The 26,199-nt window shown below is 72.4% G+C and carries 24 protein-coding genes; 13 read left to right on the top strand and 11 right to left on the bottom strand.

The genetic code is table 11. The features are described from left to right. The first annotated feature begins 18 nt into the window (after positions 1-18). Together ACSU6M_RS21330 and ACSU6M_RS21325 are read left to right on the top strand one after the other, a co-directional pair. Positions 19-972: a class I SAM-dependent methyltransferase gene (locus ACSU6M_RS21330; RefSeq protein WP_437075283.1), complete on the top strand. Its 954-nt coding sequence runs from the start codon at positions 19-21 to the stop codon at positions 970-972. Between the two features lie 86 nt (positions 973-1,058). Beyond that, on the top strand, positions 1,059-2,174 hold the full coding sequence (locus tag ACSU6M_RS21325) for an acyltransferase family protein (RefSeq protein ID WP_437075281.1): 1,116 nt from the start codon (positions 1,059-1,061) through the stop codon (positions 2,172-2,174). 50 nt (positions 2,175-2,224) lie between these two features. On the opposite strand, the gene leuE is transcribed toward ACSU6M_RS21325, so the two are convergent. Beyond that, complete coding sequence (gene leuE / locus ACSU6M_RS21320; RefSeq protein ID WP_437071411.1) at positions 2,225-2,890, bottom strand: leucine efflux protein LeuE; 666 nt, start codon at positions 2,888-2,890, stop codon at positions 2,225-2,227. Positions 2,891-2,953: 63 nt separating this feature from the next. After that, complete coding sequence (locus ACSU6M_RS21315) at positions 2,954-4,534, bottom strand: acyl-CoA mutase large subunit family protein (RefSeq protein ID WP_437071410.1); 1,581 nt, start codon at positions 4,532-4,534, stop codon at positions 2,954-2,956. A gap of 130 nt (positions 4,535-4,664) precedes the next feature. Here ACSU6M_RS21315 and ACSU6M_RS21310 point away from each other — a divergent pair, with 130 nt between their 5' ends. Then, positions 4,665-5,540 (top strand): L,D-transpeptidase family protein, encoded by an 876-nt coding sequence (locus ACSU6M_RS21310; protein WP_437071408.1) that lies wholly within the window; start codon positions 4,665-4,667, stop codon positions 5,538-5,540. 211 nt (positions 5,541-5,751) lie between these two features. Here the strand turns inward: ACSU6M_RS21310 and ACSU6M_RS21305 are convergent, their stop codons facing one another. The 4 genes from ACSU6M_RS21305 to ACSU6M_RS21290 all read right to left on the bottom strand — a co-directional run bounded on the left by ACSU6M_RS21305 (position 5,752) and on the right by ACSU6M_RS21290 (position 9,819). After that, positions 5,752-6,942: a hypothetical protein gene (locus tag ACSU6M_RS21305; RefSeq protein WP_437071407.1), complete on the bottom strand. Its 1,191-nt coding sequence runs from the start codon at positions 6,940-6,942 to the stop codon at positions 5,752-5,754. After that, positions 6,942-7,604, bottom strand: coding sequence for an RNA polymerase sigma factor (locus ACSU6M_RS21300; protein WP_437075279.1), 663 nt, complete (start codon positions 7,602-7,604; stop codon positions 6,942-6,944). The genes ACSU6M_RS21305 and ACSU6M_RS21300 overlap by 1 nt, the downstream gene beginning before the upstream one ends. Before the next feature lie 485 nt (positions 7,605-8,089). Beyond that, positions 8,090-9,124: a hypothetical protein gene (locus tag ACSU6M_RS21295; protein WP_437071406.1), complete on the bottom strand. Its 1,035-nt coding sequence runs from the start codon at positions 9,122-9,124 to the stop codon at positions 8,090-8,092. 86 nt (positions 9,125-9,210) lie between these two features. After that, entirely contained in the window at positions 9,211-9,819 is a 609-nt protein-coding gene (locus tag ACSU6M_RS21290; RefSeq protein ID WP_437071404.1) for an RNA polymerase sigma factor, read from the bottom strand. Positions 9,820-10,152: 333 nt separating this feature from the next. Between ACSU6M_RS21290 and ACSU6M_RS21285 the strand changes: the two genes are divergently transcribed. Then, entirely contained in the window at positions 10,153-12,795 is a 2,643-nt protein-coding gene (locus ACSU6M_RS21285; protein WP_437071402.1) for an FG-GAP-like repeat-containing protein, read from the top strand. A gap of 92 nt (positions 12,796-12,887) precedes the next feature. Here the strand turns inward: ACSU6M_RS21285 and ACSU6M_RS21280 are convergent, their stop codons facing one another. The 3 genes from ACSU6M_RS21280 to ACSU6M_RS21270 form a co-directional block, all read right to left on the bottom strand. Continuing rightward, positions 12,888-13,286: a hypothetical protein gene (locus tag ACSU6M_RS21280; protein ID WP_437071401.1), complete on the bottom strand. Its 399-nt coding sequence runs from the start codon at positions 13,284-13,286 to the stop codon at positions 12,888-12,890. 122 nt (positions 13,287-13,408) lie between these two features. Beyond that, positions 13,409-13,966: a hypothetical protein gene (locus tag ACSU6M_RS21275; RefSeq protein ID WP_437071399.1), complete on the bottom strand. Its 558-nt coding sequence runs from the start codon at positions 13,964-13,966 to the stop codon at positions 13,409-13,411. 160 nt (positions 13,967-14,126) lie between these two features. Beyond that, complete coding sequence (locus ACSU6M_RS21270; protein WP_437075277.1) at positions 14,127-15,707, bottom strand: beta-N-acetylhexosaminidase; 1,581 nt, start codon at positions 15,705-15,707, stop codon at positions 14,127-14,129. Positions 15,708-15,929: 222 nt separating this feature from the next. Between ACSU6M_RS21270 and ACSU6M_RS21265 the strand changes: the two genes are divergently transcribed. The 5 genes from ACSU6M_RS21265 to ACSU6M_RS21245 all read left to right on the top strand — a co-directional run bounded on the left by ACSU6M_RS21265 (position 15,930) and on the right by ACSU6M_RS21245 (position 20,066). Beyond that, positions 15,930-16,469, top strand: coding sequence for a 2-oxo-4-hydroxy-4-carboxy-5-ureidoimidazoline decarboxylase (locus ACSU6M_RS21265; RefSeq protein WP_437071397.1), 540 nt, complete (start codon positions 15,930-15,932; stop codon positions 16,467-16,469). A gap of 190 nt (positions 16,470-16,659) precedes the next feature. Continuing rightward, positions 16,660-17,040 carry a succinate dehydrogenase, cytochrome b556 subunit gene (gene sdhC, locus ACSU6M_RS21260; RefSeq protein WP_437071395.1) on the top strand — a complete coding sequence of 127 codons (381 nt, stop codon included), beginning with the start codon at positions 16,660-16,662 and terminating at the stop codon, positions 17,038-17,040. 5 nt (positions 17,041-17,045) lie between these two features. Further along, entirely contained in the window at positions 17,046-17,528 is a 483-nt protein-coding gene (locus ACSU6M_RS21255; protein ID WP_437071394.1) for a succinate dehydrogenase hydrophobic membrane anchor subunit, read from the top strand. 19 nt (positions 17,529-17,547) lie between these two features. Then, the gene (gene sdhA, locus ACSU6M_RS21250) at positions 17,548-19,302 is read left to right on the top strand and encodes a succinate dehydrogenase flavoprotein subunit (RefSeq protein ID WP_437071393.1); all 1,755 of its coding nucleotides are present in this window, start codon (positions 17,548-17,550) and stop codon (positions 19,300-19,302) included. Further along, the gene (locus tag ACSU6M_RS21245) at positions 19,302-20,066 is read left to right on the top strand and encodes a succinate dehydrogenase iron-sulfur subunit (RefSeq protein WP_437071391.1); all 765 of its coding nucleotides are present in this window, start codon (positions 19,302-19,304) and stop codon (positions 20,064-20,066) included. Before sdhA ends, ACSU6M_RS21245 begins: the two co-directional genes overlap by 1 nt. A 101-nt stretch (positions 20,067-20,167) precedes the next feature. Here ACSU6M_RS21245 and ACSU6M_RS21240 read toward each other — a convergent pair whose 3' ends face one another. Continuing rightward, a complete protein-coding gene (locus ACSU6M_RS21240; protein ID WP_437071389.1) occupies positions 20,168-20,560 on the bottom strand; it encodes a hypothetical protein in 393 nt (130 codons plus the stop codon). Between the two features lie 68 nt (positions 20,561-20,628). Here ACSU6M_RS21240 and ACSU6M_RS21235 point away from each other — a divergent pair, with 68 nt between their 5' ends. The 4 genes from ACSU6M_RS21235 to ACSU6M_RS21220 all read left to right on the top strand — a co-directional run bounded on the left by ACSU6M_RS21235 (position 20,629) and on the right by ACSU6M_RS21220 (position 23,759). Beyond that, the gene (locus ACSU6M_RS21235; RefSeq protein WP_437071387.1) at positions 20,629-21,039 is read left to right on the top strand and encodes a VOC family protein; all 411 of its coding nucleotides are present in this window, start codon (positions 20,629-20,631) and stop codon (positions 21,037-21,039) included. A gap of 272 nt (positions 21,040-21,311) precedes the next feature. Further along, the gene (locus ACSU6M_RS21230) at positions 21,312-22,295 is read left to right on the top strand and encodes a trypsin-like serine peptidase (RefSeq protein ID WP_437071386.1); all 984 of its coding nucleotides are present in this window, start codon (positions 21,312-21,314) and stop codon (positions 22,293-22,295) included. A 23-nt stretch (positions 22,296-22,318) separates the two neighbouring features. Further along, the gene (locus tag ACSU6M_RS21225) at positions 22,319-23,050 is read left to right on the top strand and encodes a TetR family transcriptional regulator (protein WP_437071385.1); all 732 of its coding nucleotides are present in this window, start codon (positions 22,319-22,321) and stop codon (positions 23,048-23,050) included. Between the two features lie 91 nt (positions 23,051-23,141). After that, on the top strand, positions 23,142-23,759 hold the full coding sequence (locus ACSU6M_RS21220; RefSeq protein WP_437071383.1) for a Uma2 family endonuclease: 618 nt from the start codon (positions 23,142-23,144) through the stop codon (positions 23,757-23,759). On the opposite strand, the gene ACSU6M_RS21215 is transcribed toward ACSU6M_RS21220, so the two are convergent. Next, on the bottom strand, positions 23,752-26,160 hold the full coding sequence (locus ACSU6M_RS21215) for an MMPL family transporter (protein ID WP_437075274.1): 2,409 nt from the start codon (positions 26,158-26,160) through the stop codon (positions 23,752-23,754). The two genes, ACSU6M_RS21220 and ACSU6M_RS21215, sit on opposite strands and share 8 nt — an antisense overlap. Positions 26,161-26,199: the final 39 nt, after the last annotated feature.

Genomic DNA, 26,199 nt, shown 5'->3' with positions numbered 1-26,199 from the left:
ATTGAGGTTTACGGATCCATGAACAGCCGCTCCCTGCTCACCAGTTCGGCCTCCCGGCGCCTGCTGCGCCCCGTCGCGGAGCTGATCGACCAGCGCATCGATCGCCGGATCCGCACGGCCACGCAGAAGAGCCAGGCGGAGACCGCGGCCCGGAGCGCGGCCGAGAAGGAACAGCTGCGGGACGCGGTGGAGCTGATGAAGCAGCACCAGCTCACCCTCGACCTGCTGCTCGGCTCCCGGGCCCGCGGTCTGTCGCGGATCCTGAGCCACGGCCCGCTGAACCGGCTGCACACCGAGGTGGCGGAGGTGACCGGCGACAAGGACGCCGCCGTCCGCAACGTCGCCACCGCCTACCGGCTGCTGGTCGCGCTGGAGTCGCTCGGGGTCGGCCGGATCGCCGGCGGCACCATGAACATCTGCGGCAAGCTCGCCTGCATCCCGCTGCTCGCGCCGAAGGACCAGGACGAGATCCTGGAGATCGGCACCCTGTACGGCATGTTCTCCGCCGGTCTGGTGCGGATGATGGAGCGGGACGGGCGCGCCCCGAGCGTGACCATCGTCGACCCGTTCGCCGGTGTGCAGCTCCAGCCCGGCACCCCGCAGCGCCCCGACCCCACCGGCGCCCCGGTCGACGAGCGGGCCGTGCGCACCAACCTCGCGCTGGCCGGCCCGGCGGGCGCCGCCGCCCGCATCCAGCGCGGCTACTCCGAGGACCCGCAGACCCGCGCGGCCGTCTCCGACCGCTCCTACGGCGTGATCGTGGTCGACGGCGACCACTCGGCCGAGGGTGTCCTCGCCGACCTGGAGTGGTGCGAGGAGATCGCCGCGCCCGGCGCCGTGATCGTCCTGGACGACTTCGGCGACCCCAAGTGGCCGGGGATCAAGGAGGCGCTGGACAAGCACCTGGCCGGTGAGACGCGCTTCACCTATCTGGGCAAGGCATCCCACTCGGCGTTCCTGCGCGCCGCCTGACATCCGCGATGAAGGACAGCGTGTTGGCCGCAGCGGCCGTGAGCACGACGACGGAGCGGTCCGGCACGGACACGCGGCTGAACGCCCTGCCCGAGCAGCCCCCGGTGCCGGAGCGCCCGGCACCGGGCAAGGGCGGGGCCGGCGGGGGCCGGCTGCGGGCCCTGGACGGGCTGCGGCTGGTGGCCGCGCTGATGGTGGCGGCGTACCACTACGGCGGCCGGGGCGGCGAGGTCGCCGAGGCGTGGGGCTCCTCGCCGAAGACCCAGTTCCCGACCCTGCACTCCTGGTTCGCCTACGGCTGCCTCGGCGTCGAGATCTTCTTCGTGATCAGCGGGTTCGTCATCTGTATGAGCGGATGGGGGCGGCCGCTGCGTTCCTTCTTCGCCTCCCGTGTGTCGCGGCTGATGCCCGCCTACTGGGTGGCCGTCGTCCTCACCACGGCCGTGTTCGCGCTGCCGGTGGTGGCGTTCGAGGCGGTCTCGCCGAGCGACGCGCTGGTGAACATGACGCTGCTCCAGCAGCCGCTGGGCGCCGACCGGGTGCTCGGGGTGTGCTGGACGCTGTGGGTGGAGGTCCGCTTCTACGCGCTGTTCGCCCTGTGCGTGGTACTGCCCGGTGCGAGCAGACGCCGGGTGGTGCTGTTCTGCGCGGTGTGGACGCTGGCGGCGGCCGTCGCGGACGCGGCCGACGAGCCGCTGCTCGACCTGGTCCTGATGCCCGAGTACGCGCCCTACTTCATCGGCGGCATCGGCATCTACCTCCTGCACCGCGACCGGCGGGACGTCACCGCCTGGGGCATCGTGGCGGTGAGCTGGCTGACCGGACAGCACTACGCGGTGGCCGACCTGTGGCACCCCGCCACGCCGGGCCAGTTCTCCTACCGCTCGGCCTCCGTCATCATCGCCGTCGTCACCCTGGGCTTCCTCGCCGTGCTGGCCGTCGCCCTGGGCTGGCTGCGCCGGGCCGACTGGCGCTGGCTGACGACGGCCGGGGCCCTGACCTACCCCTTCTACCTGCTCCACGAGCACCTGGGCTGGGTGGCGATCGAGGGCCTGCACCAGGGCCTCGGCCTGCCGTCCGCGCTCACCTTCGCGGCCACGGTCGCGCTGATGCTGACCCTGGCCTGGCTGCTGCACCGGTACGTGGAGCGCCGGGCCGCACCGCTGCTGCGGCGGGCCCTGACCGACCCGCCTCGGACCTGAGCCGGCGCTCGCCGGGGACCCTGGGCTACGCGCTCGTCAGGCCCCTCGGGCTACGCGCTCGCCAGGGACAGCTTCACGGCGAAGCCCAGGAACAGCGTCCCGGCCGCCGAGGTGGCCCCCGCCGCCAGCCGCCTGCGGCGCCGGAAGGCGTCGGCGAGGCGGGTGCCGCCGAATATCAGCAGCGACAGGTAGAGGAAGCTGGCGGTCTGGAGCAGGGCCCCCAGGACGACGAAGGACAGGGCGGGGTAGGCGTAGTCCGGGTCGACGAACTGCACGAAGAAGGAGATCAGGAACAGGATCGCCTTGGGGTTGAGCAGCGAGACCACCAGCGCCCGCCGGTAGGGGCGCTCCCGCTCCCCGACGGGCTCGGCGGCCTCGGCCGCCCGCGCGTCGGACCGCTCGCCGTGCCCCTTCCCCTTCCACATGGCCCACGCCGAGCGCAGCATCCCGTAGGCCATCCAGGCCAGATACGCGGCGCCTGCGTACTTCACGATCAGGAACAGCAGCGGGGTCGTGGTCAGCACCGAGGCCGCGCCGAGGGCCGCCAGCGTCATCAGGACGGCGTCGCCGGTGAACACACCGGCCGCGGCCGCGTAGCCGGTGCGCACACCCTTGCGGGCGGCGACCGAGAGCACGTACAGCGAGTTGGGGCCGGGCAGGAGGACGATCAGGACCAGGCCGGCCAGATAGGTGGGGAGATCGGTGACGCCGAACATGAAAGGGAGTGTCGCACGACGGTACGACACTCCCTTCCGCATTCCGGAACGCGAGACGACCGCTCAGAACGCGTCCGACGGGACGTAGGTGCCCCACACCTCGCGCAGCGCGTCGCAGACCTCGCCGACGGTGGCGCGGGCGCGCAGGGCGTCCTTCATCGGGGGCAGGACGTTGTCCTCGCCCTCGGCGGCCTTCCGCAGCGCGGCGAGGGCGGAGTCGACGGCCCGCCCGTCGCGTTCGGCGCGCAGCCTGGCGAGGCGTTCGGCCTGCTGGGCCTCGATGGCGGGGTCGACACGCAGCGGCTCGTAGGGCTCCTCCTCGTCGAGCTGGAAGCGGTTGACGCCGACCACGACCCGCTCGCCGGAGTCGGTCTCCTGGGCGATGCGGTAGGCGTTGCGCTCGATCTCGTTCTTCTGGAAGCCGCGTTCGATGGCGGCGACCGCGCCGCCGAGGTCCTCGACCTTGCGCATCAGGTCCAGGACCGCCGCCTCGATGTCGTCGGTCATCCGCTCCACGGCGTAGGAGCCCGCGAAGGGGTCCACGGTCGCGGTCACGTCCGTCTCGTGGGCCAGCACCTGCTGGGTGCGCAGGGCGAGCCGGGCCGACTTGTCCGTCGGCAGGGCGATCGCCTCGTCGAAGGAGTTGGTGTGCAGCGACTGGGTGCCGCCGAGCACCGCGGCCAGGCCCTGGACGGCGACCCGGACCAGGTTCACCTCGGGCTGCTGCGCGGTCAGCTGCACGCCCGCGGTCTGGGTGTGGAACCGCAGCATCATCGACTTCGGGTTGCGCGCGCCGAACTCGTCCCTCATCACCCGGGCCCAGATGCGGCGCGCGGCACGGAACTTGGCGACCTCCTCCAGGATCGTCGTACGGGCGACGAAGAAGAAGGACAGGCGCGGGGCGAAGTCGTCGACGTCCATGCCCGCGGCGACGGCGGTGCGGACGTACTCGATGCCGTCGGCGAGGGTGAAGGCGATCTCCTGCGCGGGGGAGGCGCCGGCCTCGGCCATGTGGTAGCCGGAGATCGAGATGGTGTTCCACCGGGGGATCTCGGCCTTGCAGTACTGGAAGATGTCCGCGGTCAGGCGGAGGGACGGCTTGGGCGGGAAGATGTACGTCCCGCGCGCGATGTACTCCTTCAGCACGTCGTTCTGGATGGTGCCGGTCAGCCGGTCCGCGCTCACCCCCTGCTCCTCGGCGACCAGTTGGTACAGCAGGAGCAGCAGCGCGGCGGGGGCGTTGATCGTCATCGACGTCGAGACCTGGTCCAGCGGGATCCCGTCGAACAGCACCCGCATGTCGTCGATCGAGTCGACGGCCACGCCGACCTTGCCGACCTCGCCGTGCGCGATCGGGGCGTCGGAGTCGTGGCCCATCTGGGTCGGCAGGTCGAAGGCCACGGACAGTCCGGTCGTGCCGTGGGCGATCAGCTGCCGGTACCGGGCGTTGGACTCCGTGGCCGTGCCGAAACCGGCGTACTGGCGCATCGTCCAGGGGCGGCCCGTGTACATGGACGGGTAGACACCGCGCGTGAACGGGTAGGCGCCCGGCTCACCCAGTTTCCCGGCCGGGTCCCAGCCCTGGAGCGCGTCCGGCCCGTACACGGGCTCGATGGGCAGTCCGGACTCCGACTCGCGTGCCATGGTGTGCCTCCACGTGGCCTCGTCATGCGCAACCTTGTCCCCCACGATGCCGTGCCGTTCGCAACCAGTCACGTACGGGGAGACATCTCAGGGGACACGGGTGTCGGCCGGCGGACGACGGGGGTGCGGGATGCGCGGTAGGGGCAGGGGGCGGGCGGTCGCGGTGACGGCGGCTCTGGTGGCGCTGAGCGGCTGCACCGCGCAGGCGGTCGACCAGGGTGCGGGCCGGTCGCCGGGGCCCGTGGAGGCCACCCGGACGGCGCCGGCCCCGCCGCCGGCGGGCGGCACGGACGACCGGCCGGCCGCACCGGCGCACGAGCCGCGGAGCCCCGAGAGGCCGGAGCGGACACGGCGGACGCAGCCGCCGAGTCCGCCGCGCGTGTTGTGGTCGCGCGGCGACGAGGGCCGGGACGTACGCGAGCTCCAGGCGCGGCTGCGGCAGGTCGCCTGGCTCTTCGACGGTCCGACCGGGACGTACGACGCGACGACCGAGGAGGCGGTGAAGGGCTTCCAGGGCAGGCGCGGGCTGCCGCGCACCGGGAGGCTGGACACCGTCACCTGGCGGCGGCTGCTGGGCATGACCCGGGAACCGGGGCGCTGGGAGCTGTATCTGATGGGCGGCCAGCCCGCCGACGCCCCGGACGCGCGCTGTCTGACCGGCCGGGTGCTGTGCGTCAGCAAGGAGAGCCGGACACTGCGCTGGATGGTCGACGGGCGGACGCTGCTGACGGTCCCGGTGCGCTTCGGCTCGCAGTACACCCCCACCCGCGAGGGTGTGTTCCAGGTCTACTGGAAGTCACGCGACCATGTGTCCACGCTCTACGACACTCCGATGCCGTACGCGATGTTCTTCAGCGGCGGTCAAGCGGTGCACTACTCGGCCGACTTCGCGGCCCGCGGCTACGCGGGGGCCTCGCACGGCTGTGTGAACGTGCGGGACGAGGCGGCGATCGCGGATCTCTTCGCCCAGGTCGAGACCGGCGACAAGGTCGTCGTCCACTGGTGATCCCAGGGGACGGCACCGGCGTGAGGAGTGGGGCGCGGGTGGGACCGGGGGAACGTGTCCCACCCGCGCCGATGCACGAGCCACGGGTACGGGGGGAACCCCGGCTCTGTGCGAGGGCCGATGACCAGTCGGCTCACCTACTACTGCGCCGGAGCCTCGGAAAACGTCACACCTCCGCGGAAAAAACTTCAGGTTTCCACGAAGCCGCAGGTCAGAGGGCTGAATCCGCGGGGCTGGGGGACGGCCGGGAGGGGTCGGGGGACGGCCGGGAGGGCTCGCCGGACTGCTCGGGAGCAGGGGCGGAGGGCTGGGCCGGCAGGGCCGGGGAGAAGACCGGGGGCAGGCCCGCGGTGCGCTCGCGCCGCCGGTGGGTGTCGCCGCCGTCCCGGTCGCGGCCGCCCTGTCCGCCGCCCACCCGGTCGCGGTCTCGGTCGCGGTTGTCCCGGCCCGTGCCGGAGCCGCCGCCGTCACCGCCCCCGTTGCCGCCGTCGCCGGGCTCGTCCTTGTCGTCGGTGTCGCCCTTGTCGTCCTGGCCGCTGCCGCCCTCGCCGAGTCCGCCGGTGTCGGGCAGGGTGTCCAGCACGCCGTCGCCCCGGCCGCGGGAGTCGGCCTCGGCGAGCAGGCCCTTGCAGTACGTCCACACGCGCGCGGAGCCGCCCGCCGCACCCTCCAGGGCGCGCTTGCGGTCGGCGTCGAGGGTGCGGCCGTCGCGCAGGAGCCGGCAGGAGGCGGTGGTCTCGCTCCGGGTGGGGCCGGTGTCCCGGCCGGTGTCCGGGCGGGGCGTGGAGCCGTCGCGGCGCAGGGTTCCGCTGCCGCCGCTCCCGCGGCTGCCCGCGCTGCCGCCGGCGATGTCGCGTCCGGCGTCTCCCGTGCCGACGAACCCGTCGGGCGAGGGCGCGCCGCCGGTGGCGTCGGGCGAGGGCGTGGTGAGCGGGTGGCGGGGGGTCGCGACCGCGGAGACCGAGGCGGCGGGGGCGGGTTCGGCGTCGTCGAACGGGGTCGGCAGGACTCCGGTTCCGGCGGCGACGGCGACCCCGCCGACCATGCCGGCGGCCAGCGCGGCGGCGAGGCCGTAGCGCAGCGGACGGGCCCAGCGCGGGTGGCGCGCGGCGCCCGCGGCACCGCTCAGCCGGACCAGCCCGGCGTCGGAGGAGCCGGTGCGGGCGGCGGCACCGCGCAGCGCGGGGCGCTCGGCGCGGGCGCTGCGGAAGGCGGCCAGCGCGGCGGCCTCTCCGGGGAGTTCGTCGCTGGTCGGAGCGGGTGTCGCGGACAGCGCGCCCAGGGCCTCGGCGAGCCGTTCGGCCTGCTCGCGGGCGTCGGCGTCGACAGCGTCCAGTGACTCTCCGCGCAGCAATCGCTCCGCCGTTTCGCGGTTCAGCCAGCTGTACTGCTCGTCGGCCATCACATGTCCTTCTGCGTCCGCGCTCGCGTATGCGTCACACTCGCGGACGTCACGGGCCGGGCGCGCGGTTCTCGCTGGGCGGGCAGCGCGTCGAGCACGCCCGCGGATTCCGGATCGTCGCCGAGGAGTTCGGCGAGCCGTTTCAGTCCGCGGTGCGCGGCCGTGCGGACGGCGCCCGCGCGCTTGCCGAGCGTCTCGGCGGCGGTCTTGGCGTCGAGGCCGACGACGACGCGCAGCACGACGGCCTCGGCCTGGTCCTGCGGGAGCCGGGCGATCAGGGAGAGGGTGCGATCGGTGGTCAGGGCCTCGATGGCCTCGCCCGCGGTGTCGGACTCGGCGGGCTTCCCGGTCAGCTCGGTCTCGTCGCCGCCGACGGCGGGGCGGCGGCCGCGCATGCGTATGTGGTCCAGGGCGCGGTTGCGGGCGATGCGGGCGGCCCAGCCGCGGAAGCGGTCGGCGTCGCCGCTGAACCGTTCGAGATCGCGGGCTATCTGCAGCCACGCCTCGGACGCCACGTCCTCGGCGTCGGGCTCGCCGACCAGTGTGCGGACGTATCCGAGCAGCCGCGGGTGCACCGCGCGGTACACAGTACGGAACGCGGTCTCGTCCCCGTCCTGTGCCGCAAGCACGGCGGCCGTCAGCTCCGCGTCGTCCCCCAGCACCGCGCCCCTCTTGCGCACCGATCCGGTCGTACGCCGTGACAGGAGCTCCGTGGTCCTGGCAGTCCGGCGCGAAAGGCACGTTACGGCGTGAAACCGCTCCCCGTCCATGCGCGCCGGGGGACGGTGGAAGATGCAACTAACTCGTGACGCTCCGATCGGCTGCGGGGTGTGACAGAAATCGCGACCGCGGCGCTGAAGGAAGTACGGGCCGCCGCGCGGCCCGTCCGCGCGACGGCCGGGGCCTCTCCTGTGGGGGGTGGCGGCCCCGGCCGTTGCCTTGGTTCCGCGTCGCCGACGTCCGAGGGCGAGGTCGCCCTGGGTACGACGAACGGCCCCTGACGAGACGCCGGGGCCGTTCGCTGCACGCGTTCCGATATCGCCTCTGCCCGTCCGGGCCGATGGCACCTCTGTCCCGTCCGGGCCACCGGAATCTCTGTCCGTCCGGGCCACCGGAATCTCTGCCCGTCCCGGCCACCGGGCGCTGTCTACGGGTCGCGCGGATCCGCCTGTCCCGACGGCTCGGGCCGGGCCGGATCCCGCGGCTGCTCCGCCTGGTCCGGTTGCTCGGGCTGCGGGGCCCGGTCCGGCTGTTCGGGCTGATCCGGCTGCTCCGGTTGCTCCGCCTGCTCCGGGACCCGGTCCTCGGCGGCCTCGCCGCCGGCGCCTGCCGCCGCGCCCGCGGCCGGGTCCTGGGGGCGGGCGGTGCGGTCCGAGGCACCCGGCGCGTCCGCGGCGGCGGTGCGATCGGCGCAGTACGCCTCGACGCGGTCCTCGCCGCCGGCCGCGCGCACCAGGCGCTGCCAGGCGGCGGAGTCCAGGGCACGGCCCCGGTTCTCGACCTCGGCGTAGGCCCGGCACTGGGCCTCGGTGTCCTGCGCGGCGGACGGGCGTGCGTCGGGTCCGGCGGACGGGGCGCCGCCGGAGGCGGGGTCGCCGGGCGTGGCGTCGCCGGGGCGGGCATCACCGGGGGTGCCGGGCCGGTCGGTGGCGCCGGCCGTGGGGGCGGCGGGCTCCCTGCCCTCGCCGCGGGACCCAAAGTCCGTGCCGCCGACGGCGGCGAAGGCGACGCCGCCCAGGGCGAGGCCGCCGAACAGCACCGCCAGCGTGGTCCGCAGCGACTTCCCGGCCCGTGCCCGACGGGGCCGCCAGTCGTCCCTGCGCCGCGTCCGAGCCCGGTGCGTCCCGGCGTCCCGAGCCGCCCGGTAGGCGTCCAGCGCCCGCCGCTCCCCCTCGGAGCCGGGGGCGGTACGGCACAGGGCGACGGCGAGAAAGTCCTCCAGCGCCGCGGTCCCGGCGTCCTCGAGTGCCTGTGGAGCCCCGAGAGCGCGCGGCCCGGCCGCGGCCGGGGCGTCGTCGGGTGCCTGCCGGCCGAGGGCGCTGCCCGGCCGGCTGTCCTTGAGGCCGGTCCGGTCCGCGCGGGCGTCGGCGCGGGCATCGGCGCAGGCGTCCGTGCGCGGCCCGGTGCGGGCGTCCGCGCGGGCGTGGTCAGGGGTCGCGTCGCCGTTCAGCCGCTCGCCCATGTCCGCATCCGTTTCCGTCCCGCCTGCCCGGTCCACCGGGTCCGTCGGGTCTGTCAGTCTGTCCGCCGGTCTGCCGCCGTCGTCGTTCATGTCGACTCCCCCAGCGTCCGGGGAGTCCCATCCGTCACACCCAGCTGCCGGGCCAGCCGTTTCAGCCCCCGGTGCGCCGCGGTGCGCACCGCGCCCGGCCGTTTGCCGAGGACCCGCGCGGCCGCGGGCCCGTCGAGGCCCACCACGACGCGCAGCAGGACGGCCTCGGCCTGGTCGCGCGGCAGCGAGCGGACCAGTTCCAGAGCCCGCTCCGTGGAGAGCGTCTCCAGCGCCTGCTCATGGGTGCTGTGCGGTCCGGGCAGCTCCAGCACGTCCTGCTCCAGGGCGCTGCCCCGGGGCCGTACCCGCAGCCGGCGCAGATGGTCCAGCGCCCGGTGCCGGGCGATGGTGGCCGTCCAGCCCCGGAACCCCGCCCCGTCGCCCTTGAAGCGCCCGAGGTCCCGGGCGATCTCCAGCCAGGCGTCGGACGCCACGTCCTCGGCGTCGTCGCCGACGAGACCGCGCAGGTATCCGAGCAGACCCGGCTGAACCAGCCGGTAGGCGACCGCGAAGGCGGCCTCGTCGCCCTCCTGGGCCCGCGCGACCGCCGCGCCCAGCTCCCCGTCGTACGCATGCACGCGCCGGGGTTCCCCTCCCTGGCCCAAGTCCGTCCTCGTTCGCACCGGGTTGCCTGCGGGTTCGCTCCGTGGGACACGCCTGGGCGGTCCTGGCTCCCCTGTCTCAACAGCGCCGTGACGCACAGAAGTGTCACAGCGGCGCCCTGGGCGGTCCGTCGGCCAGAGCCGAGATCATCGCGCGAGTGACGTCTCGGGGGGCCGTCGCGCTGGAGGAGTGGTGCCTGTGTGACAGGTGATGCCAGTGAGTTCTCCTGGCTGCTTCCGATCTCTTCCTCTAGGGGTGGGACATTGAGTCCTCGCAAGAGCCATGCGTACCGACCGCTGAGTCTGAAGCGGAGAGCATGGCTGACCATCGGTGCCGTGGTCCTCGGCGGTGCGGGTGCCGTGACCTACGCGGTCGCGGAACAGCCCGCACCGGCCGACGGCAAGGGCCACAGCCGCCGGGCGGCCGTCCACACGCTGAAGCTCGCCGACAAGGGCGGCGGCCGCAAGGGCCTGGCGCGGCGCGGCACGGAGCGGTTCAGCGCGGTCGTGCTGACCTGGGACGACCCCGACCGCCAGACCCGCGGCACGCCCGAGATACGCACGCGGGACGCCGAGACCGGCGAGTGGTCGGCGTGGCTGAAGGTCACCGAGGAGCCGACCCAGGCCGACGGCGCCGAGGGCGCGCGCTCCGCCGTGCGCGGGGGCACCGAGTCGGTGTGGACCGGCGACTCCGACGGCATCGAGGTCCGCCTGGTGAACCCGGACGGCACCGAGGCCGCCGGCCAGCCCGCGGGCCTGGACGTCCGCCTCCTCGACCCGGGCACCGACCCCGAGGGCTCCCCGACGGCCGCTCTGGAGCCGGCCGCGTTCGCCGCGGAGACCACGACCCCGGCGGCGACCGATTCCACGACGACCGATTCCGCGGCGACGGAGTCCCCGTCACCGGACCCGTCCTCCTCGTCCTCGTCCTCGCCGTCGTCCTCGTCGGCCACCGAGTCCCCCAGCACCACTCCTCCGGCGACCACGAGCCCCCCGGCGACCACCACCCCGCCGAGCACCCCCTCCCCCTCCGTGCCCGCGCCGCGGCCCTCCACGGTCGTGAAGCCCCCGGTCATCACCCAGGCGCAGTGGGGTGCGTCGACCGCGTACAACGGCACCCCGAGCTACGGCGAGGACATCAAGGCGGCCGTGCTCCACCACACCGGCGTGGACTCCGACAACAAGCTGTCCTGCGCCGAGTCCCGCGCCCGGATGCGCACCATCCAGCAGGGGCACCTCCAGCAGGGCTGGTTCGACATCGGCTACAACTTCGTCGTCGACCGGTGCGGCCAGATCTTCGAGGGCCGCAGCGGCGGCATGGACCTGCCGGTCATCGGCGCGCACGACGCGGGCTTCAACACCGACACGCTCGGCATCTCGTACATCGGCAACTTCGAGACGGCCAGGCCCAGCCGGGCCGCGCTGGACGCCATCGCGCGGGTCGTCGCCTGGAAGTTCGGCATGTACGGCATCGACCCGGCCGGCAAGGTCACGCTGACCTCGAAGGCCCCGAAGGGCTACAGCGGCAACAACGTGCCGGAGGGGCAGACCATCGAGCTGCCGCGGGTGTTCGGGCACAAGGACACCAACGCCACCGCCTGTCCGGGCGCCAACCTCTACCCGAAGCTGGGCCTGATCCGCTCCCTCGCCCGCACGCCGGGCGTCTCGCACGCCCTGCCCACCTCCGACTACAACCGCGACGGCGTCACCGACCTGGTCGCCGGTACGCCGGTCGCCAACCACGTCACGGTCGTGCCGGGCGGCACCGACGGACCCGTGACCGCGCAGAAGCTGGCGATCACCCAGAACAGCGCGAGCGTCCCCGGCACCACCGAGACCGGCGACAACTTCGGCGCGGCGAGCGCCTGGGGCGACGTCAACGGCGACGGCCACGCCGACCTGGCGATCGGCTCCCCCGGCGAGGACGACACCAGCGGCAACGCCGACCGCGGCCAGGTCACCGTCCTGTACGGGCCCGGCCTGGGCTCCGGCTACTCCTACACCACCGTCGGCACCACGGCCTCCGGGGTGAAGCTCGGCACGGCCGTCACGGTCGGCGACTTCGACGCCGACGGCAAGGCGGACGTGTTCTCCGCGGGCACCGGCCGGGGCGGCTACTTCAACGTCCGGCTGACCGGGAGGACGACCACGTACGGCACGCTCGTCGCGTCCACGTCCTCCGTGGCGTACCTCGACGCCGCGACCGGCGACTTCAACCGGGACGGCTACGCCGATGTCGCCGTCAACTACCGCGACTCCTCCGGCGTCGGCCGCGTGGCGCGGTTCGCGGGCTCGGCGAACGGGCTGACCAAGGCCGGGGTGATCTCGGTCAAGGGCGGCCGGGCGATCGCCGCGGGCGACATCAACGCCAACGGCTACGACGACATCGTCATCGGCCAGCCGTCGGCCGGTGAGTCGGGGGCGGTCTCGGGCGGTCAGGTCACCATGCTGTACGGCACCTCGACCGGGTTCACCACCACCGGGATGAAGGTCGTCCACCAGGACACCTCGGGCGTGCCGGAGACCAACGAGTCCGGTGACCTGCTCGGCGCCTCGGTCGCGATCGGCGACTACGACGCCGACGGCTACCCGGACGTCCTGGCCGGCGCCCCCGGCGAGGACCTCGCCCGCTCGGGCGTGAACCAGGCCAACGCCGGCGCGGCGCTGCTGATCAGGGGCTCCTCGGCCGGGCTGACGGGTACCGGTGCGGTGCTCGTCCACCAGGACAGCAACGCCTCGATCCCCGGCGCCCCGGAGACCGGCGACCAGCTGGGCACGGCGGTGTCGCTGACCGACCTGTCCGGCTACGGGCGCGCGGACCTGACGTTCGGTGCGGCCGGCGAGGACGGCGGGGACGGGGTGCTGCTGCATGTGCCGAGCAACAGCACGGGCCTCGGCTGGGCCGACTCCGTCATCTACAGCAAGTCGACGCTGGGGACGCCGACCGATGCGGGGCTGGGGCGGACGTTGACGCCGTAGCGCCGCAGGGGGTGCGGGTGGACTGCGTTCCTCGCGCAGTCCCCCGCGCCCCCCTCAGAGGGGGCGCTGGACGGCCCCGGCCCCGAGCAGCCCTACGGGACCCGCGTGCCCGTCGTCGCGTCCCGGCACAGCAGCCGCAGTGACCCCTGGCCGGTGAAGCAGCGGCCGGCCTCCTCGATGGGGTCCCAGAGGCGGCCGTCCGGGGTGCGCACCCAGTGGTCGCCGCCGGTCGCCCACCACTCGGCGCCGGTCTGGCGGACGATCACCTCACCGGCGTACGCCCCGAGCCCGCGCAGCACGTTCTGCACGGCGGCGTACGGCGGGTTCTCGCGCCGCAGGTCCTCGATCATCCGGTCGACGCGCCACAGGCTCTGCGCCGAGTAGTCCAGGCGCAGTCGCGCGCCCTCCCGCATCGTCGCCACCGCGTCCGCCGCCCAGCGGACGGGTTTCGCGGCGGCCTGGGGCCTGGTCTCCTGATGTGTCGTCGTCACATAGGCAGAAGCGGGGCCGGGCGCGCTTTTGTCACTGCTTCGCGGCCCGTTCCCGCAACGGTCGCAGGACCGCCCCGGCTCCCTCGCAGCACGGTCACAGGATCTGTCCCCCGCAAGAGGTTTCAGCCCTGCTGCCGGGTGCGGCGCGACACGACCGCCCGCAGGATCCGGCGGCCGACCGTGGAGACGTCCAGGGCGCGGCGCAGTCCTGCCGGACCGTGGTGGGCGAGCAGTTGCAGCACCATGACCTGGCGGCGCAGTTCGGCCGCGACCAGCGGCGGCATGCCCTCGGTGCGGTCGGCCCGGCGGGAGTCGACCTCGGTGGTGTCCTCCGCGGGGTCCAGCAGCCGGTGTATCTGGAGCGCGGCGACCGAGCAGGCGTCCGCCCACACGCGCACGTCGGCGGCCGAGCGCTCCGCGGGCGCGGCGTCCAGCATCCGCCGGGCGAGGACCGCGGCCTCGTCGGCGTCGGCGGGGTCCGGGGCGTCCAGCTTGCCCCGCGCCTGTTCCAGCAGGGCTCCCCAGTCGGCCGGGTCGGCGCCGTCGGCGAGGTTCGCCCACAGCGGCCGCAGCAGTTCGTCGTCGCCGCCCAGCAGGGGCACGCACCGATCCAAACAAGCCAGCCCGCTGGCGGCCAGTCCGCGCTCATCGGCCTGCGCGATCAGTTCCACCAGACTCATCCCACGCCTCCCTCGACGGGGCGCCATCCGTTACGGAGCCCGCACTTCCCCTTTCTGCGCGTAACGGCCCGGTTGTGTCACAGGGGCACCACGAGCGGCAGGTCGAGCGGCCGGCGGAAGAGGTTTTCGGCCAACCCGGTGGAGCGGCCGATCCGCGGTGTCAGCCGAGCCGTCCGGCCAGTTCGCGGAACTCCGTCCAGGTGAGGGATGGTTTGCCCGGGTTCCATAGTTTCTGGACGGTGGCCCGCAGCGGCATCCGGATGCCGGCCGCGACCTGGTCCTGGGTCTGGGAGTCGGCCAGGTCGCACCAGACGGCGAAGACGCCGCCGCGGATCTGCCCGTCGTAGCGGGCCGGGACGGCCTCGGTGCCGCGCAGCACGCGCGGGGTCCACTGCTCGTAGATGCGCTCACCGGTCGGGTAGACGAAGGTCTGCGGCTGGCCGAGGACGTAGTACAGGAACTCGTCGTTGTAGTTGATCACCTGGCGGCCGGCGCTCAGATAGTCGAGGGGCGGGCGGGCGCCGATCTCCTTGCCGGTCCAGTAGGCGACCTGGATGTCGGCGTCGGCCTTCACGGACGCGTCGCGGTAGAAGCCGTCGTTCCAGGCGCGCGGGGTGCGGCCCAGGGCCCGTACGGTGTCGGCGCGGTCGTTGAGCCACCCCGTGGCGAGGTCGGCGACGTTCGCCCCGGAGCCGTACGCCTCGCGCGCGGCGGCGGCCAGCTGCGGGTAGGACGCCTCGGGGTCGGACGCCATCAGGGCCCGGTACTCGTCGCCGCCCAGGTGCCAGTCGTCGCCGGGGAACAGCTCCGCGTACTCGGTGAGCAGGTCGTCGATCAGTTCGCCGGCGTCCGGCTCGGAGATGTCGATCGTGCCCTGCGGTGCCTCGCCCCGCGCGTTGCGCAGCTGCAGTCCGGGGTGGGCGGCGAGGACCGCGCCCAGATGGCCGGGCGAGTCGATCTCGGGGACGACGGTGATGTGCCGGCTCGCGGCGAGGGAGACGATCCGCCGGACCTGCGCCTTGGTCAGATGCGGCTCGGAGACGACCTCCGGGTGGGTGTCCGACGCGATGCGGAAGGCCTGGTCGTCGGAGAAGTGCAGCTGGAGCTGGTTGAACTTCAGGTCGCCCAGCTCGCGCACCCGGTCCTCGATCCAGCCGGCCGTGAAGTGCTTGCGGGCGATGTCCAGCATGAACCCGCGCACCGGCTTGGCCGGCTCGTCCCGCACCACGCCCTCCGGCGCCGCCCGCCCGCCGCGGACCGCCTGCTTCAGCGTCCGCGTCCCGTAGAAGACGCCCGCCTCGGCCGGCCCGCTGATGGCGACCCGCCCGCCGCGCACGGTCATGGTGTACGACTCCGGGTCCGCGCCCTCGTCGTCGTTGAGCGCCAGCCGTACGTCCCCGGCGCGCACGTCCGCCTTCTGCCCGCCGTACGTCATCCCGAGCTCACCGGCGAGCAGCCGCCCCTCGTCGGCGAGGTCCCCGTCGCTGACCACCACCCGGTACGCCTGCCGTGGGCTCCAGCCCGGCCCGCGCGCCGGGGTGTGCGCCCGTACGGCGGGGATGGTGAGCGGTGCCTCGGACAGCGGATACGTACGGCTGGGACTCGGCGTCGGGCTAGGGCTCGGCCGCGCGCCGGTCCGCGAGCCGGTGCCCGGGGAGGCCGCGGTGGATCCGCCGCCGTCGTTCCCGGACGCCCACAGCCCGAGGATCACACCGAGGGCGACGACCGCCGCGCCGATCATCAGCGCACGCCGCCGCAGGTTCCGCTCCACTCGCCCTGACCGTCGCGACGGCGGGCGCCTGTGCTGGCTCACATCGCCAACCTACGACCGTCCGGCCCGACCTTCGTCCACCAGACGTTCCGAAACTCTCCCGTCCGGGTGAATTTCGACCATCCGCCGACACGACATGAGCACGCTCTTATAACGTGGCCGCACATCTCTCACACCTTCCCCTGCCGAAACGTGACTCGCCTCCTTCCCGAGCAGACGCGCGCCGCCCCGTCCCCGCTGCAGCGCTTCAACACGACCCCCGCCCCCGAGGCCCGCCGCACCCTCCTGGCCTGTCTACGCAGCCTGCGCTGGGCGGACCGCATCACCGCCCACCGCCCCTACCCCGACCTGGACTCCCTCCTGGCGGCGGCGGACGAGGCGGCCTACGACCTGACCCCGACCGATCTGGCCGAGGCCCTGGCGGCCGAGACCCTGCCGGCCCTCCCCGAGGACACGTACGGCGCGGCCCACATGGCCCTGAGCGCGGCCCACGCGGCCTACGAGGCGAAATTCGGACACGCTTTCGTCATCTATCTGGGTGACACACCCCCGCCGGAGACCCTTGACCGCACCCTGGAAGCCATCCGGTCACGACTGGCGAACGACCCGGAGGACGAACGCCAGGTGGCAGCGGAAGAACTCCGCCGACTGGCGGGAGAACGGCTGAGCAACGCCCTGAGAGGCGCGGGAAACCGTGCGATAAACCACAAACAGCCCGCATCCGGCAAATAACAGAAGAACCCCCCACAAATCCCGAAACACTCACCCATCCGCGTGCCACATTGATCACACCGCAAGACCCCGGCTCAGCCGAGCGGCAGCGCATGGCTACCATGCTGGGGGCCGGTGGACCGTACCCGGCCGGGCCCGACCGACAGAGAAGCCGGCGCGGCCCTAGTCCCCGCTCCCGGAGGGTTCTTCCGTGCCGGCTGGAACGCTGTACCGCGGCCGGGAAGGAATGTGGTCCTGGGTGGCTCACCGAGTCACCGGCGTCCTCATCTTCTTCTTCCTGTTCGTACACGTCCTCGACACCGCTCTCGTGCGTGTCTCCCCCGAGGCATACGACGAGGTCGTAGCCACGTACAAGACGCCGATCGTCGCGCTGCTGGAATACGGCCTCGTCGCCGCCATCCTCTTCCACGCGCTCAACGGTCTGCGCGTCATCGCCGTCGACTTCTGGTCGAAGGGCCCGCGCTACCAGAAGCAGATGCTCTGGACCGTCGTGGGCCTCTGGGTCGTCCTGATGGCCGGTGCCGTCTACCCGGTCCTCGGCCACGCCGCTCGTGAACTCTTCGGGAGCTGACGCCCATGTCCACGACTGAAACCAAGCCCTCCGGCATCGGCCCGGTCGAGGGCGCGTCCCTCTACAGCGCCGACAACCCGGCGCCGTACATCGAGGCCCCCCGCAAGCGCACCAAGAAGACGCCCCGGTCCACCCGCGGCAACTTCGAGATGGCCGCGTGGCTGTTCATGCGCCTGTCCGGCGTGCTGCTGGTCGTCCTGGTCATCACGCACCTGCTGATCCAGCTCGTGCTGGACGGCGGTGTCTCCAAGATCGGCTTCGCCTTCGTGGCCGGCCGCTGGGCGAGCCCCTTCTGGCAGGTCTGGGACCTGCTGATGCTCTGGCTCGCGATGCTGCACGGCGCCAACGGCCTGCGCACGGTCATCAACGACTACGCGGAGCGCGCGAACACCCGGCTGTGGCTCAAGGGCCTGCTCTACACCGCCACGGTGTTCACCATCCTGCTGGGCACGCTGGTGATCTTCACCTTCGACCCGAACATCGGCTAGGCACGGGGCTGCGAGAATCATGAAGATCCACAAGTACGACACCGTCATCGTCGGCGCCGGCGGCGCGGGCATGCGCGCCGCCATCGAGGCGACGAAGCGCAGCCGCACCGCCGTGCTGACCAAGCTCTACCCCACCCGCTCCCACACGGGCGCCGCGCAGGGCGGCATGGCCGCCGCGCTGGCCAACGTGGAGGAGGACAACTGGGAGTGGCACACCTTCGACACGGTCAAGGGCGGTGACTACCTGGTCGACCAGGACGCCGCCGAGATCCTGGCGAAGGAGGCCATCGACTCCGTCCTCGACCTGGAGAAGATGGGCCTGCCGTTCAACCGCACCCCGAACGGCACCATCGACCAGCGCCGCTTCGGCGGTCACTCCCGCAACCACGGCGAGGCCCCGGTCCGCCGGTCCTGCTACGCCGCGGACCGCACCGGCCACATGATCCTCCAGACGCTGTACCAGAACTGCGTCAAGCACGGCGTGGAGTTCTTCAACGAGTTCTACGTCCTGGACCAGCTGATCACCGAGGTCGACGGCGTCAAGAAGTCCGCCGGTGTGGTCGCCTACGAGCTGGCCACCGGTGAGATCCACGTCTTCCAGGCGAAGGCCGTCATCTACGCCTCCGGCGGCTGCGGCAAGTTCTTCAAGGTGACCTCCAACGCGCACACGCTGACCGGTGACGGCCAGGCGGCCGTGTACCGGCGGGGCATCCCGCTGGAGGACATGGAGTTCTTCCAGTTCCACCCGACCGGCATCTGGCGCATGGGCATCCTGCTCACCGAGGGTGCCCGCGGTGAGGGCGGCATCCTGCGCAACAAGGACGGCGAGCGCTTCATGGAGAAGTACGCGCCCGTCATGAAGGACCTCGCCTCGCGTGACGTCGTCTCCCGCTCCATCTACACGGAGATCCGCGAGGGCCGCGGCTGCGGTCCCGAGGGCGACCACGTCTACCTGGACCTGACCCACCTGCCGCCGGAGCAGCTGGACGCCAAGCTCCCGGACATCACCGAGTTCGCCCGGACGTACCTCGGCATCGAGCCGTACACGGACCCGATCCCGATCCAGCCGACCGCGCACTACGCGATGGGCGGTATCCCGACCAACGTCGAGGGTGAGGTCCTGGCGGACAACACCACCGTCGTGCCGGGTCTGTACGCCGCCGGTGAGGTCGCCTGCGTCTCCGTGCACGGCGCCAACCGCCTCGGCACCAACTCGCTGCTGGACATCAACGTCTTCGGCAAGCGCGCGGGCATCGCCGCCGCCGACTACTCGCAGAAGGCCGACTTCGTCGAACTGCCGGAGAACCCGGAGTCCTTCGTCGTCGAGCAGATCGAGCGGCTGCGCAACTCCACCGGCACCGAGCGGGTGGCCCAGCTCCGCAAGGAGCTGCAGGAGACCATGGACGCCAACGTCATGGTGTTCCGCACCGAGCAGACGATCAAGACGGCGGTCGAGAAGATCGCCGAGCTGCGCGAGCGCTACAAGAACGTGGCGATCCAGGACAAGGGCAAGCGGTTCAACACCGACCTGCTGGAGGCCATCGAGCTGGGCAACCTGCTCGACCTGGCCGAGGTCATGGCCGTCTCCGCGCTGGCCCGCAAGGAGTCCCGCGGCGGTCACTACCGCGAGGACTACCCCAACCGCGACGACGTCAACTTCATGCGTCACACCATGGCGTACCGCGAGGTCGGCGCCGACGGGTCGGAAACCGTCCGTCTCGACTACAAGCCGGTCGTCCAGACCCGCTACCAGCCGATGGAGCGTAAGTACTGATGGCTACCCCTGTTCTGGACAAGGTGGAGGCGGACGCCCAGGCCGCGTCCCCGTACATCACGGTCACCTTCCGGATCCGCCGGTTCAACCCGGAGGTCTCGGCGGAGGCGACCTGGGAAGACTTCCAGCTGGAGATCGACCCCAAGGAGCGTGTCCTCGACGGTCTGCACAAGATCAAGTGGGACATGGACGGCACGCTGACGTTCCGCCGCTCCTGCGCCCACGGCATCTGCGGCTCCGACGCCATGCGGATCAACGGCAAGAACCGTCTGGCCTGCAAGACGCTGATCAAGGACATCAACCCCGAGAAGCCGATCACGGTCGAGCCCATCAAGGGCCTGACGGTCCTGAAGGACCTCGTGGTCGACATGGAGCCGTTCTTCCAGGCGTACCGGGACGTGATGCCCTTCCTGATCACGAAGGACACCAACGAGCCGACCCGCGAGCGGCTGCAGTCCGCCGAGGACCGCGAGCGCTTCGACGACACCACCAAGTGCATCCTGTGCGCCGCGTGCACGTCGTCCTGCCCGGTCTTCTGGAACGACGGGCAGTACTTCGGCCCGGCGGCCATCGTCAACGCGCACCGCTTCATCTTCGACTCGCGTGACGAGGCCGGCGAGCAGCGCCTGGAGATCCTCAACGACAAGGACGGCGTGTGGCGCTGCCGCACCACGTTCAACTGCACGGACGCCTGCCCGCGTGGCATCGAGGTCACCAAGGCGATCCAGGAGGTCAAGCGCGCGCTGATCACGCGTCGCTACTGATCCCCGCGACCAGTGGGCGAGGGCCCCGTCTCCCGGTTCGGCACCGGGGGCCGGGGCCCTCGGCGTACGGCCCGAACGCCGGCTCCGGCATCGCCGCCCGGTCAGCCGCCCACCAGCGGGACGAGCTTGAGGAATGTGACCTCGACGCCGGGCCCCAGCTCGATCTCCTCGTCGAGCCCGGTCACCTGGCGGTCCCCGACGAACACCAGGAAGCCGTTGCGGGCGAAGGCCGCCAGCGCCAGCTCGGTCTGTCTCTCGGGGTCGATCCGCCGGGGCGTGCGCAGCGGCTGGCCGTCCGGCACGTGCTCCGCCTCCTCGGGCAGCACCAGGCCCCGGAAGACGGCGGGCGGGCGCGCGTGGTGGTCGGCGACCTCCTGGAAGACCCGGCGCCGGATCAACTCCGCGAGGCTCACCCTCTCTTCGGTGAACTCCAGCGCCCGGCCGCCGCCGCGGCTCCCGCTGGTCGTCTCGTCGACGAACGTCACGATTCCCATGCCGCCGACAGTACGAGGCGGCACTGACAATGCCGGGTTCCGGACCGGTCGCCACCTAATCTGATGGCATGTCAGATGACGAGTCGTACGAACTGCTCGGGTTCGACAACGTGCTGCTTCCGGTCGGCGACCTGGGCGAGGCCGTGGGCTTCTACCAGCGGGCCGGGTTCACCGTGGGGTTCCGGCTCGACGAGGCCGGGATCGCGCTGCTGAAGGTCGGCGGCGAGACGCCGGGGATCCTGCTGCGCCAGGAGGACCTGCTGGGGCACCGGCCGCCGCCGTGGCACAGCGCGCGGATCTGGCTGGAGGTGCCGGACGCGCGGGTGGCGGCGCGGGCGCTCGGAAACGCCGGGATCGCCCTGCTCGACGAGCCCTTCCCGGTGGCCACGGGGTGGGCGGCGGAGATCGCCGACCCCTGGGGCAACGTCATCGGGTTCACCGACTACACCAAGCGTCCGGAGCTGGGCCGCAGGCCGTGACGCGGCTCCGGGGCGTCAGGGGGTAGCGGCGGGCGCGGCGGCAGGGCCGGCGGCCAGGGGGCGGCCGGGTGAGGAGCCACCGCTCGGCCGGGCGGGAAGTCGTCGCCCGGTCGGGCGCGGGGGCGAGGCCCGCGGAGGCGAGGCCCGCGGGGGCGAGGCCCGCGGGGGCCGGACGGCCACCTCCGGCGCGCGATTTTGACATGCACCCTTCCAAAATCGCCGCCGGGTTGGCACCCTGCCCAGCAGCTCGCCCCCACACAGAAGGAGTTCGCGTGAGAGGCACACCCCGCATCTCCGGCACCTTCCTCGGCGCCCTGGCCGGCGTCGCCGCCCTGCTCGCCACCGGCGCCCTCGCCACCCCCGCGGGCGCCGCCGCCCCCCAGCCCGATCCGGGCGTACGGCAGGTCTCGGCCGCCGCGCAGGAGAAGGCACGTGACTTCTGGACCCCCCAGCGGATGCGCGAGGCACGGCCGCTGGACCTGCTGAGCGTCGACCGCACGGCCGTCCACAAGCAGCTGCGCCGCGGCGCCCCGGCCACGGTCGCACCCACCGCCCCCGACGCCGGTGTGCTGGCCTTCCCGCACAGCGGCGGCGCCTGGACCGGCGGCGGCAAGGTGGTCGCCACGGCCGGCCGGGTCTTCTTCACCTACCAGGGCCGCACCGCGTCCTGCTCCGGCAACGCCGTCACCAGTGCCAACAAGAGCACGGTCCTGACCGCCGGGCACTGCGTGAAGCTGGAGGGCGCCTGGCACACCAACTGGGTCTTCGTGCCCGGCTACCACGACGGCCAGGCCCCCTACGGCCGCTGGACCGCCACCAAGACCCTGTCCACACCCCAGTGGACGGCGAGCGAGGACATCAACTACGACGTCGGCGCGGCCGTCGTCGCCCCGCTGGACGGACACGCGCTCACCGATGTCGTCGGCGGACAGGGGCTGGCCTTCAACACCGGCTACAACCTGCCGATGTACGCCTTCGGCTTCCCGGCCGCCTCCCCCTACAACGGCGAGAAGTTCATCTACTGCAGCGGCAACACCAGCCGGGACTTCCTGCTCTCCAACGACCACGGCATGACCTGCAACATGACCGGCGGCTCCAGCGGCGGGCCCTGGTTCACGCGGTTCGACGAGGCGACCGGCACCGGCCTGCAGTCCTCGGTGAACAGCTTCAAGTACAACTTCCTGCCCAACCGGATGTACGGCCCGTACTTCGGCGCCGACGCGCAGAACCTCTACCAGGCGGCGCAGTCCTCCTGAACCGCACTGGTTAGTCTCGCTCCGTGCCCTCGAAGAACGACAGCCCCGAGCCCAGCAAGTCCGAGCAGACCCGCGCGCTGATCCTGGAGACGGCCATGCGGCTGTTCCAGGAGCGGGGCTACGACAGGACGACCATGCGGGCCATCGCCCAGGAGGCCGGGGTCTCCGTCGGGAACGCGTACTACTACTTCGAGGGCAAGGAGCATCTGATCCAGGGCTTCTACGACCGGATCGCCGCCGAGCACCGGGCGGCGGTCCGGGAGGTCCTGGCCCGCGAGAGCGACCTCGAGACGAGGCTCGCGGGTGTGCTGAAGGCGTGGCTGGACGTGGCCACGCCGTACCACGAGTTCGCGGTGCAGTTCTTCAAGAACGCCGCCGACCCCGACAGCCCGCTCAGCCCCTTCTCCCCCGAGTCCGAGCACGCCCGCGCGGAGGCGATCAGCGTGCACCGGGAGGTCCTCGCGGGCGCGACGAGGACGAAGGTCCCCGACGAGCTGCGGGACGTCCTCCCCGAGCTGATGTGGCTCTCCCAGATGGGCCTCGTCCTGTACTGGATCTTCGACCGCACGGAGGGGCGCGAGCGGAGCTATCGCCTGGCCGAGCGGGGCGCCCGGCTCACCGCGCGGGGCGTGTCCCTGGCCCGCTTCCGGGTGCTGCGGCCGCTGGTGCGGGAGGTGCACGAGCTGTTCACGGACTTCCTGCCGGGGATGACGCGGGTGATGCCCGACCCTGCCGGGAAGGGACGGGGGGAGTGATCCACGATCGGGTGAAGCGGCGTGAAGGGGACAGCGAGGGCGGGGCCTGCCTACCATGATGGCCTCGACACCGGCCCCTAGGAGGCACGCGATGTCCGCTGCATCCGTCGAGCAGCCCTTCGACGACGAGGAGCCGTTCTCCCTCACGGCCATCGCCGACGAGATCATGGAGCGCCATCCGGGCTACCGCGTCGAGATCATCGGAGGACTCCTCCTCGTGGCCCCTTCACCGGATGCCCCGCACGCCCGCGCTCTGACCAAGCTCATGCGCCCCTTCATCACCGCCGGCCTCGACGACGGCGAGACCGCAGTCCTCCAGAGCGTCGGCCTCTGGCTGCCCACCGGGGCCGAGGACTACGCCATCCCGGACCTCGCCGTGGTGGACGCCGACATCGACGACCACCACGTCAGGAACAACGCCTACGACCCGGTCTGCTTCCGTCTCGTCCTGGAGGTCACTTCCAGCAACTGGGAGGAGGACCTCAAGACCAAGGTCGGCGCCTACGCCGAAGCCAAGGTCCCCGTCTATGTCGTCGTCGACCGCAAGCACAAGCGCCTGCACGTGCTCACCGAGCCGGCCGGGAACGCGTACAACAGCCACCGCGTCCACGCTCCCGGCGAGACCATCAAACTGCCCGGCACGATCGGCGCCGAGGTCACCCTCGACGTAGCACAGGTCATCAAGGCCGGCCAGCCGCAGGCTAGTTGACCGCGTCCACCTCCCCCTCCCCCACCAGCTCCACGTCGTACACCAGCGGACCCTCGCCGACGACCACGTGCCGGGCGCGGGCGCCCAGGTCGGCCGTGGTGGCCGCCAGGAGATACGTGCCGGGGCCGGGGACGGCGACCACGTAGGAGCCGTCGGCCAGGGAGGTCACGTGGTCCAGCTGACGGCCGCCACGGGTCAGCAGCGTCACCGCCGCGCCCGCGATCGGGTCGCCGTCCGCCCCGCGGATGAAGCCGTGGACCACCGAGGCGCCGCCCTCGGCCGGCACCGGCTCGGCGGGGGCCTCCGACGGCTCCACCGCCAGATGCGGCAGCCGCTTCTCCATCCCCGCCGGCAGCCACCAGTTGGCCTTGCCGAGCAGGTGCATCGCCGCCGGGACCAGGGCCGTACGCAGGATGAAGGCGTCCAACGCCACCGCTGCCGCCAGGCCGACGCCGGCCATCGCGGCCTCCATCTCGCCGCTGAGCACGAACGCGCCGAAGACACAGATCATGATCAGGGCCGCGCAGTTGATGACCCGGCTGGTCTCGGCGAGACCCACCCGGACCGCGCGCGCGTTGTCCTTGGTGTGCACCCACTCCTCGTGCATCCGGCTGACCAGGAACACCTGGTAGTCCATGGAGAGGCCGAAGAGCAGGGACAGCATGATGACCGGGAGGAACGCGGTGATCGGGCCCTCCTTGCCGATGCCGAGCAGTTCGGTGCCCCAGCCCCACTGGAAGATGGCCACGAGGACACCGAAGGACGCGGCGGCCGCGATCAGGTTCATCACGGCGGCGGTCAGCGGGACGACCAGCGAGCGGAAGGCGACCAGGAGCAGCAGGAAGCCCAGCGCGATGATCGTGGCGATGAAGTAGGGCAGCCGCTCGCCCGTCACCTCGGCGAAGTCCTTGAACACCGCCGTCACGCCGCCCACATGGGCCTCGGCGCCGGACTGCGCGATCACGTCGTCGCGCAGCCGGTCGATCAGCTGGTCGGTCTTCTCGTCCTGCGGCGAGGTCGTCGGCACCACCTGGATGACGGTGACCCCGTTGGCCTCGGGCGCCGCGACCACCTGGGCGACTCCCTCGGTGGAGCGGATCGCCGGGACGAGGGACTCGGGCGCGCTGCCCTCGACGACGACCTGGAGCGGCCCGTTCACGCCGGGGCCGAAGCCCTCGGCGAGCAGGTCGTATGCCTGCCGGGTGGTCTGGGACTCCTGGTGGTTGCCCTGGTCGGTGGCGCCGAGCCGCAGGCTGAGCACCGGCAGCGAGAGCACCGCCATGACGACGACCGCGACCACGGCGATCGCCCGCGGGCGCTTCTCGACGGCGGCCGACCAGCGCGCGGCGAGCCCGCTCGCCTCCTCCCGCTCCGGGCCGCTCGCGGCCAGCCGGGCCCGCTGGCGGCGGCTGAGGACCCGCATGCCGAGCATGCCGAGCAGGGCCGGCAGCAGGGTGACGGCGGCCAGCACGCTGAGCACCACGGTCAGCGAGGTCGCGATGACCACACCGTCCAGGAAGCGCAGGTTCATCACCAGCATGCCGGCCAGCGCGATGCACACCGTGCCGCCCGCGAACAGCACCGCGCGGCCGGAGGTGTTCAGGGCCGTGGCCACCGAGTCCTGCGGGCTGTCGCCGCGCAGGATGCCGCGCCGGTGCCGGGTGACGATGAACAGCGCGTAGTCGATGCCGACGCCGAGACCGATCAACGTGCCCAGCAGCGGGGCGACTTCGGGCACATTGGTGACATGGCTGAGCAGCGTCGTGGCGAGCATGCCGATGCCGACGCCGCAGATCGCCACGACGATGGGCAGCAGCATCGCGAACAGGGAGCCGAAGGCGAGGAAGAGCACGATCGCCGCGGCGACGATGCCGACGAGTTCGGCGATGCCGGCCGGCGGCTCCTGGATACGGGTGATCGCCTGACCGCCCAGCTCCACCCGCAGCCCGTCGCGCTCGGCCGCCTGCGCGGTGTCGACGACGTCCTCGATCAGCTCCTTGGGGATGGCGTTCGCCTGCTCGGTGAACGTGATCTGCGCGTACGCGATCGTCCCGTCCCGGCTGATCTGCACGGCGCCCGCGCCACCGCCGTAGGGGCCGACCACCTCGCCGACGCCCTTCATCAGGGCGATCTCCTCAAGGGCGGGCTCGATCCGGGACCGTACCTCCTCGTCCCGCACCGATCCCTCGTCGGTCTTCCACACCACCGTGTCCGTGTCGCCCGCGCGCTCCGGGAACGCCTTCTCCATCAGGTCCAGAGCCCGCTTGGAGTCGGTGTCCGGCAGCGAGAAGACGTTCGCGTAGTCCGCGCCGGCCGCCGAGCCGGCCGCCCCCAGGCCGAACAGCGCCCCCAGCCACAGCAGCAGGACCACCAGCCGGTGCCGATAGCACCACCGTGCCAATGCCGTCACGTTCAAAGCCCTTCCATGTCGGTCCGGTCG

The organism is Streptomyces sp. enrichment culture (assembly GCF_964272895.1).
GTDB lineage: Bacteria > Actinomycetota > Actinomycetes > Streptomycetales > Streptomycetaceae > Streptomyces.
Note: the sequence above shows the minus strand (reverse complement) of the source record. Positions and strands in the feature narration are given on the sequence as shown.